Origin of the sequence: Halomonas sp. YLGW01, assembly GCF_014840935.1 — a bacterium.
In the GTDB taxonomy this organism is placed as follows: Bacteria; Pseudomonadota; Gammaproteobacteria; order Pseudomonadales; family Halomonadaceae; genus Onishia.
Genome location: NZ_CP062005.1, coordinates 2,862,620 through 2,880,297, shown reverse-complemented (window position 1 = coordinate 2,880,297; position 17,678 = coordinate 2,862,620). Strand labels below are relative to the sequence as shown.

Sequence of the window (17,678 nt, the reverse complement as noted above, 5' to 3'; positions counted from 1 at the left end):
GCGCCGTCGGCCGGCGGGTCTAGTCGTTGGTGGGCGCCGGGGCCGCCAGTTGCCGAAGTCGATGACGCAGGGTCGGGTCGAACAGGGTGTGGATATGCTCGGCGGTCGCCGTCAGCGCCGGGCCATAACCGAGCCTTCCCGCGTCGTCCCGCCAGACCCAGCCATCGGTCTCGAGGCTCTCCACCAGCCCCTCGAACAGCCGTCGATCGAAGAACTCTGGGGCGTCTAGCCCCGACAGTAGCGCCAGGCGCTCGGCCAGGCGGCCGCTCTGCTCGGCGAGCTGCTCCCGGGTCAGGCTGGCGCTTGGCAGCCGCAGCAGGCTCGCCAGCAGCAGGTAGCCCCGCTCCAGCGAGGGCTGCACCAGCCGACCCAATAGATGCAGCTGCTCCCGGGTGGCGAGCCTCGCCGAGGGGCGCCGCCAGCGCCTTGGGCCCTCTCCTGCATCTTCTGCCTCATTTGTCGGGCTGTCCCGCTCGAGCAGTCCCTCCTCGGCCAGCCGCTCCAGGGTGGCACTCAGGGCGGCGGCCAGGTCCCGGGTCGGGGCGATATGCAGCTCATGCGCCAGCACCGGCCATCCCGGTGCCAGCAGGGCATGCAGCTCTTCCTCGCTGAAGCGGGCGTTGTTGCGAAAGGCGAAGGCCACCAGACCGGCTAGGGCGAAGTGGTGCAGCACATTGTTGCGATACCAGCTCAACAGGCCGGCCTGTGAGGGGCTGGCCAGGATCAGTTCGCCCAGCGCCTGGGAGCGGCGCTCGATGAAGCCCAGAGCCTCGGCGTGGGCGATCCACTCTCCGGGGGAGCCGGCGGGAAGCTGGGCCGCGCTCAGGCCCGGCGGGGCCGAACGGGCCAGATCGACCAGCAGCCCGAGCTGGCGCTCGAGCAGCTCGCGCTCGATGGCCCGGTGGGAGGTGGCCAGCAGCACCAGTGCGACCAGGTTGACGGCATTGAGCGGCACCGCGGCGTTGATGCGTTGCGACAGCGCCTCGCCGAGTTTCGGTACCGCCCGCTGCTGCCAGCGCTCGTCGTCGGACTGGCGCCATTCGGGGGTCTCGGCATCCAGGAAGGGGCTCAGCGGTAGTGGCGTGCCGATGGTCACGCTGACCCGACCGAAGGGTTGGCGCAGCCGGGTGAGCACCCCAAGCAGGCCAAGCGGCGTCTCCCGGCGCTTGGGCTTGCCGGCGAGCTCCGCCTGGTAGCTGTCGCTCTCGAGGATGCGCTCGTAGCCGATGGCCACGGGAATGAAGGCCAGTCGCCCCGGCTGGCCGCGGTGCGTGACCCCCAGGGCATGGGAGCGCAGCGTCATCGCCAGCATGCCGGGGCGCGGGGCGAGTAGCCTGCCGCTGCGCGAGCGGCCCCCCTCGATGAAGTACTCGAGCGAATGACCGCGTGACAGCAGCCGATCCAGGTATTCGTGGAAGACCGCCCGGTACAGGCGGTTGCCCTTGAAGCTGCGGCGCAGGAAGAAGGCGCCGCCGCGGCGCAGCAGGGGGCCGATCAGGGGCATGTCGAGGTTGCGGCCCGCGGCGATATGAGGAGGCATCAGCCCCTCGTGAAAGAGGACGTAGGACAGCAGCAGGTAGTCGATATGGCTGCGGTGGCAGGGTACATAGACCAGGGTATGGTCGCCGGCCAGGGCCTTGACCGCGTCCAGGCCGTGGACATCGACGCCGTCGTAGAGCCGCGTCCATAGCCGTTCGAGCAGGCCGTCGAGCAGCCTCAGCACCGGGTAGGACATGTTGGAGGCGATCTCGTGACCGTAGCGGCGGGCCCGGGCCTTCACCCGGACCGGCGGCCGGCCTTCGGCGCGAGCCGTCTCGCTGATAGCCTGGCGTACCGCGGGGCTCGCCACCACCCCGTCGATCAGGGTGCGCCGGTGAGAGAGGTCGGGGCCCAGCACCCGGATACGCTGGCGCCTGAAGTGCACCCGCAGCAGTCTGGCCACCTTGCGGTTGGTGAGGGCGTCGGGACGCGTATCGAGCAGGGCACGCAGCGACAGCGGCGCTCCGAAGTGCACCTCGACGCTGCGCCCGTGCACCAGCACCGCCAGGGCCCGCCGGAGGCGTCCGGTCAGCTTCCAGTCGTCGGCGGTGAGCAGCGACCAGACTCCGAAGCGCTTGCCCGGCGCGCGTCCCCAGAAGACACTGACCGGCAGCAACTCGATATCCTGCTGTGGGTGAGCGTGCAGCCAGGCGAGGCTATCGAGGAAAGGCGCCTGCCCCTGCTGGCGTCGGCCCGGCAGGGCAATGATGCGCCTAAGGGCGGGGGCGTCCGGGGAGCGCGCCGCCTCGGGCAGCCCCCGGGATGCGCACAGGCTCTCGAGCAGCAGGCGATCCGAGAGCGCCGGGTGCGGCAGCACATAGACCGTGGTCGCCGTCGAGGACAGCACAAGCGAGGCGGGGGAGGGCTCGGTGAGGCGCACCCGCACCCAGGCGCGAATCAGGGCCCGCAGGGGGCGGCGTACCAGGCCGGATAGGACGGAAGTCCGGGGCATTCCCTTGCCTCCTGCAGCATGAGTGGGGGCAGTATAGCGTCCGTGACGCAGGACGCGTCGGGCAAACAGGGCACGCAGGGTTACTGGCTCGGCGCCGAGGCTGCGACGGGCGCCACATAAGAAGACATGCGACTCGCCGTCAGTGCGTGGCGTGACAAGGCCCAGGAAAAGGAGATAAGGATGCAAGGGAACTGGCACGAGGGCAATCGCTTCACGTTGCTTCCTGAGGCGCAGCAGTTTCTTCCCGAGATGTTTCGGGCCATCGAGGCGGCGCGGGAGTCGGTGATCCTCGAGCTCTACCTGATGGAGTCGGGGCGACTGACCGAGTCCCTGATCGAGGCCCTGGGCGCGGCCTCGAAGCGCGGGGTGACCGTGCTGCTGCTGCTCGACGACTACGGCGCCATGGGCCTCGAGGAGCGCGACCGGCAACGCCTAACCGAGCTCGGGGTGGCGATGCGCTTCTTCAACCCTCTGGCCTGGCGGTCGCTGGCCCACAACCTGACCCGCGATCACCGCAAGCTCCTGGTGATCGACGGCGAGCTGGCCTTCACCGGGGGCTTCGGGGCGGTAGATGCCTTCCTCGGCGCCTGGTTCGAGGTGGCGGTGCGCATCGAGGGGCCGGTGGTCGCCGACTGGGTGCGGCTCTTCTCGAGACTGTGGGATTCGCCGCTGAGCCGCGGCGAGGGCGAAGCGGCCCTGGTGCGGGGGCTCAAGGTGGCGCCGATGGAGCAGCAGGGCTATCAAGGCATGCGGGGGCGGGTGGTCTGGGGGCAGGGCTATCACTACCAGGCGATTCGTCGCTCGCTGCTTGCCCAGCTGGATACGGCGCAGCGGCGGGTGTGGATCTGTACGCCCTATTTCGTGCCCACGCTGAGTCTGCGCAACCGCCTGGTGCGGGCCGCCCGCCGCGGCGTCGACGTACGCCTGCTGCTGCCGGGGCCAGACCATGATCACCCCGGCATCCGCTATGCCGGCCAGCGTTTCTATGGTCGGATGCTGCGCGCCGGCGTGCGCATCTTCGAGTTCCAGCCGAGCTTCATCCACGCCAAGTTCTCGCTGGCCGACGACTGGAGTGCGATCGGTTCCTGCAACTTCGATCACTGGAACCTGCAGTGGAACCTGGAGGCCAATCAGGAGGTGCACGACGCCCGCTTCGCCGCCGAGGTGAGCGCGCTGTTCGAGCGTAACTTCCTGGCTAGCCGGGAAGTCGACCCGACGCGCTGGGCCAGCCGCTCCCGGTGGCAGCGGCTGCGGGAGTGGCTGTGGGGCAGCCTGGATGCGCTGCTGACCCGGCTGCGCTGAGTCTCGGGTTCGCCTGCTGCTAGCGGCGCCGCCCCTTGCCGCCCTTTCCACCCTTACCGGCCGGCTTCTTCTTGCGTGGCATCGGCTTGGGCGCCTCCGGCGGGACCCGGTAGTTGAGGTAGAGATCCAGCACCAGCTCGGGAAGCTGGCGCACCAGCGACTCGAGACGCGCCTCGTCGCCAGCAAGCTCCGCCATGTCCGGCTCGTCGTCAAACAGCCCCGACAGCGCCATGAAGGGCAGCAGCAGGGTCGCGGCGCTCTCTTCGTCGCCCTCGAACCAGGCGGTCTCGTCGAGGAACACCGCTTCCATGAAGGCCGCGCACCAATCTCCGATCGGCGTTTCCGCCGGGGCGATGCCACCCAGCTCCAGGTCGAAGGGCAGCTCCGGCAGCCCGCCCTGCTCCATGGTCGAGATGGCGTTGGCCTTTAGGGTCTCGAGGAGTCCGAGGATCTCGTCGCGCTCGGCGCTGTCCGCAAAGTCCGGCTCGCCGTGGAATAGTTCGCCGACCCAAGTGGTGGCCGGTGTCTCGCGGGGGGAGACGGCCAGTGCCACTAGGAAACCGTGGGCGCCAATCACGTCCAGGGCGTCGGCATCGACGCGCTCGGAGTCGAGGAAGTCATCGAGGCGGTCGAGGGCCTCGTCATCGATCAGGGGCGTGGGAACGGGGGTCTCGGACATCGGGAATCTCGTCGTCGGTCTCGCCAGGGAGAAGGAAGGGGCGCTTTACGCGCCTGCCATGGCGCGCCATTCTAGCATCCCATGACCACGCCAGCCTTCCCTGTCCCCGCTCTTCCGACCCCGGCCCCCGACGCGCTCGAGGCGCTGGATGCCGCCGCCCTCGAGGCTTGCCTGCACCAGCGGGTCGAGGCCGCCTGGCGACTGTGCCAGGAGGTCCATCCCGCGCTGCCTCGGCCGCAGGTGTGGCTCGACTTGCGCGGCAAGAGCGCCGGGCAGGCGCATTTCGGCCGCGGTGGTCTGCGCTTCAATGCCCAGCTCTACGCCGAGAACCGCCAGGCCTTCCTCGTCGAGGTGGTGCCCCACGAGATGGCGCACTGGCTGGTCTGGCACCTGGACGAGGGGCCTCGCCTGCGCCCCCACGGCCGCGAGTGGCAGACGGTGATGCGCCAGCTGTTCGGGCTTGAGCCCAGCACCACGCACCGCTTCGATGTGGCCCGGGTGAGCCCGGCGCCCTATCGCTATGCCTGTGGCTGTCAGGAGCACTTCTTCAGCGTGCGCCGGCACCGCCGGGCGGTGCGTGGTCAGGCATATCGCTGTCGACAATGTGCCCAGACCTTGGTCTATCAAGCCACGGAGGTGTCCGGAAAAAGCCAGTAAGCCATTGTTATGCAATAGGATTGAGTGTCTACCAATGTCTAAAAGGCGCAGCTGCTGGCCCGGGTATATGCTGGAATGGTTTTCCGGGTCGGCGGCGAGAGGTCAACCGCGGCCGGCGACACCCCATTTCTGGCACTCTTCTGGACGAGGTTCCTCCATGACCGAACAGCCGCATGTCCATCCGGTGCGCGATGACATCGCCGCCAACGCCTGGGCCGACAATGCCAAATACCTGGCCATGTATCAGCAGTCGGTAGACGATCCGGAAGGGTTCTGGATCGAGCAAGCCAAACGACTCGACTGGATCAAGGCGCCGACCCGAGCCAAGAATACCTCCTTCGCCCGCGACAACGTCGATATCCGCTGGTACGAGGACGGCACCCTCAACGTCAGCAGCAACTGCCTCGATCGTCATCTCGAGACCCGCGGCGACCAGCCGGCAATCATCTGGGAAGGCGACGATCCGAACGAGTCCAAGACCCTGACCTACCGCGAGCTGCATGCGCGCACCTGTCAGCTGGCCAATGCCATGAAGGAGCTGGGCGTGAAGAAGGGCGACGTGGTCACCCTCTACATGCCGATGATTCCCGAGGCGGCGATGGCCATGCTGGCCTGCGCGCGTCTCGGCGCCATCCACTCGGTGGTGTTCGGCGGCTTCTCCCCGGACGCCCTGGCGCAGCGGGTCATCGACGCCGAGTCGAAGCTCGTTATCACCGCCGATGAGTCGGTGCGCGGTGGCAAGCAGGTGCCGCTCAAGGACAATGTCGATGCGGCCCTGACACGCAAAGGGGCCGAGGTGGCCGAGTCGGTGCTGGTGGTCAAGCGTACCGGCGGCGATATCGACTGGCACGAGGGCCGGGACGTCTGGTTCCACGACCGGGTCGATGGCCAGTCCACCGACTGCCCGGCGGAGGAGATGCACGCCGAGGATCCGCTGTTCATCCTCTACACCTCCGGCTCCACCGGCACGCCCAAGGGTCTCAAGCACACGACCGGCGGCTACCTGACCTACGCCGCCATGACTCATCAGTACGTCTTCGATTATCAGGACGGCGAGGTCTACTGGTGCACCGCCGATGTGGGCTGGGTCACCGGCCACAGCTACATCGTCTACGGCCCGCTGGCCAACGGCGCAATCACCCTGATGTTCGAGGGGGTGCCCAGCTACCCGACCCACGGGCGCATGGGCGATATCGTCGACAAGCACAACGTCAGCATCCTCTATACCGCCCCCACCGCGGTGCGCGCCCTGATGGCCCACGGCGACGACGTGATGGCCTCGAGCAAGCGCGACAGCCTGCGCCTGCTCGGGTCGGTGGGCGAGCCGATCAACCCCGAGGCCTGGGAGTGGTTCTACCGGGTGATCGGCAACTCCAAGTGCCCGATCGTCGACACCTGGTGGCAGACCGAGACCGGCGGCATCATGATCTCGCCGCTGCCCGGGGCCACCGACCTCAAGCCGGGCTCGGCCACACGCCCCTTCTTCGGTGTGCGCCCGGCGCTGGTCGACAACGAGGGCCATCTGCTGGAAGGCGCCACCGAGGGCAACCTGGTGATCCTCGATTCCTGGCCGGGCCAGGCACGTTCGATCTGGGGTAACCACGAGCGCTTCGTGCAGACCTACTTCTCGACCTACGACAACATGTACTTCACCGGCGACGGCTGTCGCCGCGACGAGGACGGCTACTACTGGATCACCGGCCGGGTCGACGACGTGCTCAACGTCTCCGGGCATCGCATGGGCACCGCCGAGATCGAGTCTTCGCTGGTGGCGCACGACGCCGTGGCCGAGGCCGCGGTGGTCGGCTTCCCCCATGACATCAAGGGCCAGGGTATCTACATCTACGTGACCCTGAACGACGGCATCGACCCCAGTGACGCCCTGAAGAAGGAGCTGACCCAGTGGGTGCGCAAGGACATCGGCCCGATCGCCTCGCCGGATGTGATTCAGTGGGCGCCGGGGCTGCCCAAGACCCGCTCGGGCAAGATCATGCGCCGTATCCTGCGCAAGATCGCCGCCAACGAGACCGATGGCCTGGGCGATACCTCGACCCTGGCCGACCCCTCGGTGGTCGAGGAGCTGATCGCCAACCGCGCGGTGTAAGCCATCGCGCCTTTGCTGTACCAGGGAAGGAGCGCCGATCCGACGCCGGCAGCCGGCAGGGCAGCGCCCGAGAGGGCGTCACCCGCCGCGACTGCGGGGGCCAGGGGGCACGCCAGCCCGGCGCTCCTTCCCGTCTTCTACCGGCCCTTGCGGCCGGTTTTTTGTGTCTTTTCCGCTGAGTGTCGACAATTACCCGCTAGGCTTGGGAATCCCCGCTACCATGGGGTAACATGCCGTAATACAACGGCGAGCTCACCCGCGTCACTCGGTGCGTCGGTCGCTGACAAGAGGATCCGGAGGAATCTCAATGGCCTATGCCCAGAAATTCATCGTCGCCGATGACCATCCGCTGTTCCGCGCTGCCCTCACCCAGGCGCTGAGACAGCTGGCGTCTCAGGCCGAGATCGTGGAAGCCGATACCATGGAGGCCACCACCGAGGTGGTGACTCGCCACCCGGATGCCGACCTGATCCTCCTGGATCTGCACATGCCGGGGGCTCATGGTTTCTCCGGCCTGATTCAGCTGCGAGGCCAGAACCCCGACGTGCCGGTGGCGGTGGTCTCCGGCAGCGACGAGCCCTACGTGGTGCGCCGGGCCATCGATTATGGCGCCTCGGGCTTCATCCCCAAGTCGTCGTCGCTGTCACTGATCGCCGAGGCGGTGGGTGAGATCCTCGAGGGAGAGGTCTGGCTGCCCGCCGAGATGGCCGATGTCCTCGGCGAGGCCAACGAGGAGGAGTCGCGCTTCGCCGAGGCCATCGCTTCTCTGACGCCGCAGCAGTTCCGGGTCCTCAACATGCTCACCGAGGGGCTGCTCAACAAGCAGATCGCTTATGAGCTGAACGTTTCCGAGGCGACCATCAAGGCACACGTCACCGCGATCCTGCGCAAGCTGGGCGTGCATTCCCGCACCCAGGCGGTGATCGCCGCCCAGAAACTCGAGGTCGAGCCGCCCAAGGTCGAGTCCTGATCGTCTGACGCCCCTCCGACGATGCCCCACATATGAAAGAGCCCGCCGATGGCGGGCTCTTTCGTTTTCGGGCGCAAGCAAGGAGGCGCCGGTCAGCTCTCGTGGCGGCTGGTGGCGCGGTTGGCCTGCAGGGTGCGGGTCAGCAGCGCGCGCAGGGCGGCGGGACGTACCGGTTTCAATAGCAGCTGGTAGCCGGCACGCTTGATCTCCTCGGCGACTTCCTCGGTACGATCGGCGGTGATCACGATGCCGGGTACCGGCCCCTCGCATCGCTCGGCCAGGGCCTCCAGGGCCATCAGGCCGGTGACCTCGTTGTCCAGGTGATAATCGGCCAGGATGGCGTCCGGGTCGCTTTCCAGGTGGCGCAGGATCGACTTGGCGCCGCCGATCGAGGTCGCGGTGAAGACCTCGCAGCCCCAGCCGGTGAGCATGGCCTTCATGCCCTCGAGGATCAGGGTCTCGTTGTCGATGCAGACGATGCGGGTGCCGGCCAGCTTGTTGCCGGCGCGCCGTGGCGTGGCCTCCTTCTCCTCGACGCTTTGCTGCTGGGCGGCCACCGTCGGCACGGCCACCGAGAACACGGTGCCGACGCCTTCCCAGGAGCGCACCCGGATCGGGTGATCGAGCACCCGACTCATGCGGTCGGCGATCGATAGCCCGAGGCCTAGCCCCTTCTCGCTTTCCTTGTGGCGCGAGGCCTGATCGAGGCGGCGGAACTCCTGGAAGATCTCGGCCTGCTTGGCCTCGGGGATGCCGGGACCGGTATCCCAGACCTCGATCGTCAGCTGCTCGCCGCGTCGGCGACAGCCCAGCAGCACCCGGCCCTGCTGGGTATAGCGGATGGCGTTGGACAGGAAGTTCTGCACGATGCGCCTGAGCATCTGGGCATCGCTGTCGACCCACTGGCCGGTGGTGACCACCACCAGGTCGAGGCCGCGTTCCTCGGCCATGACCTCGAACTCGGCGCGCAGCGGACGGAAGATCTCGGCCAGCGCGAAGTGGCTGCGCCGCGGGGTCAGGGCGCCGGCATCCAGCTTGGATATGTCGAGCAGGGTGCTGAGCAGCTCCTCGGCGGACTGCAGCGAGTTGTCGATATGGCCGATGGTGCGGGTCAGGTCCTCGGCGTCGTCCTGCTGAGCCAGCGCCGAGGTGAACAGCCGCGCGGCATTCAGGGGCTGCAGCAGGTCGTGGCTGGCCGCGGCCAGGAAGCGGGTCTTGGAGGCGTTGGCGTCCTCGGCGACCTGCTTGGCCTGACGCAGGGCCTGTTCGGCCTCGGCCCGCACCCGGTTCTCCTGGCGCAGGGCGGCGTTGGCCTCCGAGAGCGCCTGGGTGCGTTCGCGCACCCGTTCCTCGAGGTTCTCGTTGGTCTCCTTGAGGGCGATCTCGGCCAGCCGTCGCTCGGTGATGTCCTGATAGAGGGCGAAGAAGCCGAGGATGGTGCCGCTGTCGCCGAAGTGCGGCGTGAAGGTGACCAGCAGGTAGCGGGTGCCGCTCTCGTCGTCACGCTGGGAGATCTCGAAGCTGACCCGCTCGCCGGCCAGCGCCCGGCGCATCCAGGGCAGGCCCTCGTTGGACAGGTGCCGTGGCATCACGTCCTCGAAGCGCTCGCCGATCACGGCGTTGCGATCGATGCCGAAGACCTGTTCGTAGGCGCGGTTGGTGAAGAGGTAGCGGCATTCCTTGTCGAAGTAGGCGATCAGCGCCGGCACGTTGTCGGTGTAGATGCGGATGTTGTTCTCCGAGCGGATCAGGGCCTCCTCGGTGCGCTTCTGGCGGGTGATGTCCTGGTAGGTATAGACGAAGCCGCCACCCGGCATCGGCATGCCCTGCACCTCGAGCACGGTGCTGTCCTGACGATAGCGGACATAGCGATGGGGCTGCCCCTCGCGAATGTTGTCGACCAGCAGGTCGACGTGTTCCTCGGGATCGCCTGGGCCGTATTCGCCGTTATGGGCGTTGTAGCGCAGTACCTTATCGAAGGGGGCGCCGACTCGGATCAGGTGGTCGGGAAAGCGGAACAGTTCCAGATAGCGCTGGTTCCATACCACCAGGCGCAGGTTCTGGTCGACCACGCTGATGCCCTGGTTGATGTTCTCGATGGTGGCCTGCAGCAGGGCGCGGTTGAACTCCAGCACCTGTGAGGCCTCATCGACGATCGAGATCACGTCCGAGATGCCGATGCCCCGACCCTGCAGCGCCGAGTTGACGACGATGCGTGCCGAGGAGGCGCCGAGCACCGAGGCCAGGAAGCGTTCGGTGAACTGGATGATGTCGATGGAGGCGCGCTGGGTGTTCTCGAGGCTCTTGCCGTTGCGACGGCCATAGTCGTCGAAGGCGCGCTCCACCTGGTCGGCACCGAGGAAGCGTTCGCACAGCACCTTGAGATCGCCCACCGTGGTGGCACCGGCCCAGGGGCGGTTGACCGGCGTCTGGCGCGTCTCGACGCTGTCGACGAACAGCGAGGCCTGGATGCGTTCGACCACCCGTTGCGGGGTCATCTGGGAAACGAAGATGTAGCCGAACAGGTTGAGACCCAGCGACAGCATCACGCCGTGGGTGAAGTGGTCGCCGACGTTCAAGCCGAAAAGGTCGGTGGGCGACAACCAGCCGATGCCCAGCGGGCCGCCGGCCAGCCAGTCGCCGGGCAGTACCCCGGCCTGGATCAGGGCAGGTGTCAGCAGGGTGTAGGCCCAGATGGCGAAGCCGATGTTCATGCCGGCGATGACGCCCAGGCGATTGCCACGTTTCCAGTACAGGCCGCCGATCAGGGCCGGGGCAAACTGGGCGGCGGCGGCGAACGACAGCATGCCGGTCGAGGCCAGGGTGCTGAACTCGGCGGTCAGCTGATAGAAGCCGTAGGCCAGTCCCAGGATCATCACGATGGTGATGCGGCGGGCGCGTAGCACCAGGCGACCGTAGTCCCGGGCCTTGGTGTCGAACCAGCGCAGCCGGAACAACAGCGGGATCACGATCTCGTTGGAGATCATGATCGAGATCGCCACGGTGGCGACGATCACCATGCCGGTGGCCGCCGAGAAGCCGCCGATGAAGGTCAGAAGGGTCAGCGGTACGTTGCCGGCGGCCATGGGGATGGCCAGCACATAGGTGTCGGGTTCGACGCCGGTGCCGGAGAAGAGCGTGAGCCCGGCAGCAGCCAGCGGCAGCACGAAGAGGCCGAAGGCGACCAGGTAGAGGGGAAACAGCCAGCGGGCCCTTCTGGCATCGTCGCGATGGGTGTTCTCGACCACGGCGACGTGAAACTGGCGCGGCAGGCAGAAGACCGCCAGCATCGCCAGCAGGGTCTGCGCCCAGAAGCTGTTGCCGAAGTCCTGCTCGGCGAGCTGGCGCTGCAGCTCGAGCTGGACATCGGCGCGGGCGAAGAGGTCGCCGAGGCCGTCGAACAGGCCCCAGGTGACGTAGGCCCCGAGCAAAAGGAAGGCCGCCAGCTTGACCAGGGACTCGAAGGCGATGGCCTGGATCAGGCCCTCGTGGTGCTCGGTAGCGTCGGTGTGGCGGGTACCGAAGAGGATCGCGAACAGTGCCATCACCGCCGCCACGTAGAAGGCGGTGTCGGCAAACAGCGGCGCGCGGGTCATGTCGGTGCTGTCGGTGAGCACCTGGAAGGCGGCCGCCACCGCCTTCAGCTGCAGGGCGATGTAGGGCAGTGTGCCGATCAGCGCCACCAGGCTCGCAAAGGCCGCCAGCGACTGGGTCTTGCCGTAGCGGGAGGCGATGAAGTCGGCGATCGAGGTGACGTTCTGGTGCTTGGCGACGCGGATCATCTTGGCCAGCACCGGCCAGAACAGCAGGAAGGTGAGGATCGGGCCGACGAAGATGCTGGCAAACGACCAGCCGGAGGTGGCCGCCTCGCCCACCGCGCCGTAGAAGGTCCAGGACGTGCAGTAGATGGCCAGCGCCAGGCTGTAGATCACCGGCCGGCGCTGGCTCGGCCCGTGCTGCTTGGCATGTCGGTCGCCGCGCCAGGCGATGGCGAAGAGGACGACGATATACAGAAGCGATATGGCGATCAGTAGCCAGCCTTGAAACATGCCTGCTCTCCCTCGGATGTCGGCCCATTCTAGGGCAATGGCGCCCCGGAAGGCAGCCGGTGAGGGGCATCGGATCGGGTCAGGCACCCCCGTCGGTGAGGCCAGCGGTCGACGAGGTGTCTCGGCCAGGCTAAGGGGCCCGGCCGCTCAAGAAAGGTGATACGAAGAACGGCGGGGTGGCCGCCGGTCAGCGTGGAGAAGGCCCCGGCTAGGCCTTCAAGGCAGGTTCAAGGCCGTAGCGCGCGACATTCGGCTCAGGAGGTGTGGCACACCGCGGTGAAGACGGGGTCATCGGCGTCGAGACGCTCGAGCTCGTCAAGGCGCGGCTCGCCGGTACTCTCGTTAAGCGGCAGCCGCTCGCGGGTGGTGCAGTTCATCAGGTAGGGGCGGGTGGTGACCCGATCCATGGCCTGTTTCTCGAAGCGGTAGCGGATGAACTCGACCAGCCGCTGATCGTCGACCTGGCGGCCGATCAGGCTCTCCCGATCGATGACCTCGAAGGCTATGGTCATCGGGAAGAGATAGGTCCAGGGCCGCCAGAACACCTCGCCTCGCTCGCTTGCCACCACCTGGGCCGAGGCCGGCAGTTGCTGCTGCTTGTGCTCGAACCAGGTGTATTCGGCATGGATCTGGTAGGCCAGCATGCCCAGTCCGCCGACGGCCGGGATGATCCAGCGCGGTAGCCGCTTGCCGCTGAGCGTTCGCAGCAGCAGGGCGATGCCCGCCGCACCGAGGCCGGCGAAGACCGCCGCGATCAGGTGCCACATCATAGTTTGGTTTCCTCAAAGCAATCGGGCTTCCTGCTGGAAGCCCGATCGGGGTGATGCCGTGGCGCCGGTTGGCGCAGTCAGGCGTGCATTATGACTTAGTGATCCACGGCCATACCAGCACCCTTGGGATAGCGGACATTCTCCACCAGGTCCTGGATTTCCTGCGGCGGCGCCTTGGTGACGCTGGAGACACTGAAGGCCACGGCGAAGTTGATCATCGCGCCCACGGCACCGAAGGACAGCGGCGAGATGCCCAGGATCCAGTTATCCGGGGTGTTGGCCAGGGTGTTGGTGCCCGGAATGAAGAACCAGCCCAGGTAGGTGAAGATGTACAGCAGGGTGGCGACCAGGCCCGAGAGCATGCCGGCCACGGCGCCGCGGTTGTTCATCCGCTTGGAGAAGATCCCCATCATCAGCACCGGGAACAGCGAGGCGCCGGCGATGCCGAAGGCCAGGGCCACCGTCTGGGCGGCGAAGCCCGGCGGGTTGAGGCCGAGGTAGGTCGCCAGCAGGATGGCGCCGGCCATCGAGATGCGTGCGGCCAGCATTTCGCCCTTCTCGCTGATCTTCGGGTTGATCATGGTCTTGATCAGGTCATGGCTGACCGCCGAGGAGATGGCCAGCAACAGGCCGGCGGCGGTGGACAGGGCCGCGGCGATGCCGCCCGCGGCGATCAGGCCGATGACCCAGCCGGGCAGGTTGGCGATCTCCGGGTTGGCGAGTACCAGGATGTCGTTGTTGACGGACAGCTCGCTGCCTTCCCAGCCACGCGCCGCGGCGGTGTCGGCGAAGTCGGGGTTGCTGTCGTTGTAGACCTGGATGCGGTCGTCGCCGTTCTTGTCGTCGAAGGTAATCAGGCCGGTTTCCTGCCAGGTCTTGATCCACTCGGGCCGGTCGGCATAGAGGATCGGATTGTTGGCGGCGTCCTCGTAGCTTTCGACCTGGCCTGCCATGTCCGGATAGACGGTGGTCATCAGGTTCAGGCGGGCCATGGAACCCACGGCCGGCGCGGTCAGGTACAGCAGGGCGATGAACACCAGCGCCCAGCCGGCGGACCAGCGCGCATCGGCGACCTTGGGCACGGTGAAGAAGCGGATGATGACATGGGGCAGGCCGGCGGTACCGACCATCAGCGACATGGTGAACAGCACCATGTTCAGCTTGTTGTCGACATCGGCGGTGTAGTCACGAAAGCCCAGGGCGTTGACCACATCATCCAGTTTCTGGAGCAGCGGCACACCGGACTCGGTATGGGTGCTGAACATGCCGAGCCCCGGGATGGGGTTGCCGGTCAGTTCCAGGGCGATGAACACCGCCGGGATGGTGTAGGCGATGATCAGCACCACGTACTGAGCCACCTGGGTGTAGGTGATGCCCTTCATGCCGCCGAAGACCGCATACAGGAAGACGATGAAGGCGGCGATCCAGATGCCCCAGGTGTTGCTGACTTCCAGGAAGCGCGAGAAGGCGACGCCGGCCCCGGTCATCTGGCCGATGACGTAGGTGATCGAGGCCACGATCAGGCAGATGACCGCTACCAGGCGTGCGGTGTTGCTGTAGAAGCGGTCACCGATGAAGTCCGGCACGGTGAACTTGCCGAACTTGCGCAGGTAGGGCGCCAACAGCATCGCCAGGATGACGTAGCCGCCGGTCCAGCCCATCAGGAAGGTGGAATTGGCATAGCCGCCGGAGGCCAGCAGGCCGGCCATGGAGATGAAGGAGGCCGCCGACATCCAGTCGGCGGCTGTGGCCATGCCGTTGGTGACCGGGTGGACCCCGCCGCCGGCGACGTAGAAGTCCTTGGTGGAACCCGCTCGGGCCCAGACCGCGATCCCGATATAGAGGGCGAAGGATGCGCCCACGAATAGCAGGTTGATGGCAAATTGACTCATGCGATTACTCCCCGAGGCCGAACTGTTGGTCGAGGCGGTTCATCTTCCAGGCGTAGAAGAAGATGATGCCGATGAAGGTGAGGATCGATCCTTGCTGAGCGAACCAGAAGCCCAGGTCGGTTCCGCCCACGGGGATGCCTGCCAGCAGCGGGCGCAGCAGGATGGCGAAGCCGTAGGACACCAGCGCCCAGACGATCAGGCAGCCGGTGATCAGACGCACATTGGCCGACCAGTAAGCAGCAGCGTTAGATTTGTCATCTGCCATAGTCTTGCTCTCCGGATGTTCCAGGATGGGGATGTTGTACCGATCTCAGCGGCGATGCATCAGGGTGGTCATTCCTTGCGTTTCATCCCGAATCCCGTTGTGCTCCCGGGAGGAGAGCGTGCCTTTCGGGTGAGGTGACGTCGGAATGTGCCTCATCATCGCCCCTCGCTCGGTGCCTCGATAAGACCTTGGTTTATTGTTGCTTTGACTTTGGTGGAATGCTGGCGTGTGTCACTGCATTCGCCAACCCTGATACTGGTCAATAACCCCGGAAAAATAATCCCAGACTTTGGTATCAAGCGGCGCGTTGTTGGCAAAAGGTTTTTTTAAAAACATTTAAATTCAGGTTGTTATGAAAGACTTTGGAGTGTCTGTCGCTGCCATGGGTGGCGGAATTAGGACGATGGTATACCTCGTTTTTTGACCGACATCATGTCCGGTGCAGGCAGGTTGAACGATGGTCTAGGTGTCGGTTCTCGAGGGGCTGTTGCTATGCTGACTGACAGTCAAATGCTGTTTCGAGAGCGCCGTTCAATCAGCGCCCCTGGCATTGAAGAACAGGGCGTTGTTGACTCCTCTGTCGGAGATAAGACTTAGGTCTTGCCATGCGGCGGGTGGAGGGCGTAGCCATCTGTGGCGACATGGCCGCCGCACAACAAGGTCATCGCCATGGTCGATATCGATCTCTCCCAAGCGCCTTTCACCCTGCTCGATGACGACGGGCGTGATCTGGTGCGGCGTGGCGTCGATCTCGCCTACTACGACAGCGACGAGGTGCTGCTCGACGCGGGTCAGCCCGGCGAGTACGTCTATCTGATCCACAAGGGGGAGGTCGCCGAGCTGGATACCTCCGAGCCCAGCGCTTCGGCCCGCATCGGGCATTACACGGCGGGGGATCTGTTCGGCGCGATCAGCATCCTCAACGGCAAGAGCCGTTATCGCTTCAAGGCCGAGCAGGAATGCCTGTGCTATCTGCTGCCGCGCGCCGTCTTCGAGCGGCTGTGCGAGCGCTTCCCGGCCTTCGCCGAGTTCTTCCGTCAGCGCCTCTCCGACAAGACCCGGTTGATGACCGAGCGACGGGCCGAGGGCGGCGTCAGCATGGCCGGTTTCATGCTGGCGCGGATCGCCGAGTGCATGCGCCCGCCGCTGCTGGTCGAGGCCGACACCAGCATCGCTGCGGCGGTCCGCACCCTCAATGACAGTCGCGCCGACAGCGTGCTGGTGCGCCAGGAGGCGCGTCTGGGCATGGTCACCAAGACCGACCTGCTCAATGCCCTGGTGATCGATGGCCGGGAGCAACACAGCCCGGTGATCGAGATCGCGCACTTCTCCCTGGTCACGGCCCGGCCCGATCAGTACTTGTTCGAGGCGCTGGTCGACATGACTCGCCACGAGGTGGCGCGGGTGGTGGTGATCGAGGGCGGTCAGGCGGTGGGGGTGGTCGAGCTCACCGACGTGCTGAGCTACTTCTCGAGTCGCAGCTACGTGGTCAGTCTGCAGGTCGAGCAGGCGGAGAGCCTCGAGGAGCTCGCCGCGGCTAGCGCGCGCACGCCGGAACTGGTCAAGGCGCTGATGGTGCAGGGGGTCAAGCTGCGCTTCGCCATGGATCTCTTGGCCGCGCTGAACGGTCGCATCATGCACAAGGCCTGGGGCTTTCGGATCGCGGCGGCACACCAGCATCAGAGCTGTCTGATGGTGATGGGCAGCGAGGGCCGTGGCGAGCAGATCCTCAAGACCGACCAGGACAATGGCCTGATCCTCGCCGATGACGCCGACTGGCCCGACTGTGGCGACCAGATGAGCGCTTTCACCGAGACCCTGGTGGCGCTGGGCTACCCGCGCTGCCCGGGCAACATCATGGTCTCCAACCCGGCCTGGGTGGGGCGGGTCAGGGACTGGCGGGCGCGCATCGTCCGCTGGGTCGAGCGGCGCGACGGGGAAAGCCTGATGAAGCTGGCGATCATCCTCGATGCCCATGCGGTGGGCGGCAACACCGCCCTGCTCGACGAAGTGCGCGACGCCCTGTTCGAGGCCTGCGATGGCAACGAACTGCTGCTGACGTACTTCGCCCGGGCGGCGCTGCAGTTCTCCACTCCGCTGAGCCTGTTCGGCACCTTGAAGAAGCCCCAGCACGGCATCGACATCAAGAAGGGCGGCATCTTCCCGATCGTGCATGGGGTCCGCACCCTGGCGCTGGAGCGCGGCATCCGCCCCACCTCGACCCTGGAGCGCCTCGATGCCCTGGTGGCCGATGGCCGGCTGGAGGCGCGCTTCGCCGAGGATCTGGGCGAGGCCCTGTCGCTGTTCACCGAGCTGCGTCTCAAGCAGCAGCTCGAGCACCTGGACGGCATCAATGCCGAACGCGATCCGAACCGGGTAGTGGTCCAGGAGCTGTCGTCGCTGGAGCGTGACCTGCTGCGTGAGGCGCTGCATATCGTCAAGGACTTCAAGCAGCGCCTGACCCAGCGCTTTCATCTGGAATACTGATGGCAGGAGGCG

Annotated in this window: 11 protein-coding genes; 5 read left to right on the top strand and 6 right to left on the bottom strand. The window is 66.3% G+C overall.

The window, feature by feature from the left end:
* Positions 1–19: 19 nt before the first annotated feature.
* A complete protein-coding gene (gene plsB / locus IEJ03_RS13190; protein ID WP_192035286.1) occupies positions 20–2,491 on the bottom strand; it encodes a glycerol-3-phosphate 1-O-acyltransferase PlsB in 2,472 nt (823 codons plus the stop codon).
* A gap of 180 nt (positions 2,492–2,671) precedes the next feature.
* Here plsB and IEJ03_RS13185 point away from each other — a divergent pair, with 180 nt between their 5' ends.
* Positions 2,672–3,793: a phosphatidylserine/phosphatidylglycerophosphate/cardiolipin synthase family protein gene (locus tag IEJ03_RS13185; protein ID WP_192035285.1), complete on the top strand. Its 1,122-nt coding sequence runs from the start codon at positions 2,672–2,674 to the stop codon at positions 3,791–3,793.
* Positions 3,794–3,812: 19 nt separating this feature from the next.
* On the opposite strand, the gene IEJ03_RS13180 is transcribed toward IEJ03_RS13185, so the two are convergent.
* The gene (locus IEJ03_RS13180; RefSeq protein WP_192035284.1) at positions 3,813–4,472 is read right to left on the bottom strand and encodes a YecA family protein; all 660 of its coding nucleotides are present in this window, start codon (positions 4,470–4,472) and stop codon (positions 3,813–3,815) included.
* Positions 4,473–4,553: 81 nt separating this feature from the next.
* Here IEJ03_RS13180 and IEJ03_RS13175 point away from each other — a divergent pair, with 81 nt between their 5' ends.
* The 3 genes from IEJ03_RS13175 to IEJ03_RS13165 all read left to right on the top strand — a co-directional run bounded on the left by IEJ03_RS13175 (position 4,554) and on the right by IEJ03_RS13165 (position 8,203).
* On the top strand, positions 4,554–5,129 hold the full coding sequence (locus tag IEJ03_RS13175; protein ID WP_192035283.1) for a SprT-like domain-containing protein: 576 nt from the start codon (positions 4,554–4,556) through the stop codon (positions 5,127–5,129).
* Between the two features lie 157 nt (positions 5,130–5,286).
* A complete protein-coding gene (gene acs / locus IEJ03_RS13170) occupies positions 5,287–7,233 on the top strand; it encodes an acetate--CoA ligase (protein WP_192035282.1) in 1,947 nt (648 codons plus the stop codon).
* Between the two features lie 307 nt (positions 7,234–7,540).
* Complete coding sequence (locus tag IEJ03_RS13165; RefSeq protein ID WP_192035281.1) at positions 7,541–8,203, top strand: response regulator transcription factor; 663 nt, start codon at positions 7,541–7,543, stop codon at positions 8,201–8,203.
* Positions 8,204–8,295: 92 nt separating this feature from the next.
* Here the strand turns inward: IEJ03_RS13165 and IEJ03_RS13160 are convergent, their stop codons facing one another.
* The 4 genes from IEJ03_RS13160 to IEJ03_RS13145 form a co-directional block, all read right to left on the bottom strand.
* Positions 8,296–12,252, bottom strand: coding sequence for a NahK/ErcS family hybrid sensor histidine kinase/response regulator (locus IEJ03_RS13160; RefSeq protein ID WP_192035280.1), 3,957 nt, complete (start codon positions 12,250–12,252; stop codon positions 8,296–8,298).
* A 254-nt stretch (positions 12,253–12,506) separates the two neighbouring features.
* Entirely contained in the window at positions 12,507–13,022 is a 516-nt protein-coding gene (locus IEJ03_RS13155; RefSeq protein ID WP_192035279.1) for a hypothetical protein, read from the bottom strand.
* Between the two features lie 95 nt (positions 13,023–13,117).
* Positions 13,118–14,914, bottom strand: a complete 1,797-nt coding sequence (locus tag IEJ03_RS13150) for a sodium:solute symporter family protein (protein ID WP_192035278.1) — start codon at positions 14,912–14,914, stop codon at positions 13,118–13,120.
* 4 nt (positions 14,915–14,918) lie between these two features.
* The gene (locus tag IEJ03_RS13145) at positions 14,919–15,179 is read right to left on the bottom strand and encodes a DUF4212 domain-containing protein (protein ID WP_192035277.1); all 261 of its coding nucleotides are present in this window, start codon (positions 15,177–15,179) and stop codon (positions 14,919–14,921) included.
* A gap of 669 nt (positions 15,180–15,848) precedes the next feature.
* Between IEJ03_RS13145 and IEJ03_RS13140 the strand changes: the two genes are divergently transcribed.
* The gene (locus IEJ03_RS13140; protein ID WP_192037321.1) at positions 15,849–17,666 is read left to right on the top strand and encodes a putative nucleotidyltransferase substrate binding domain-containing protein; all 1,818 of its coding nucleotides are present in this window, start codon (positions 15,849–15,851) and stop codon (positions 17,664–17,666) included.
* The last annotated feature ends 12 nt before the right edge of the window (positions 17,667–17,678 follow it).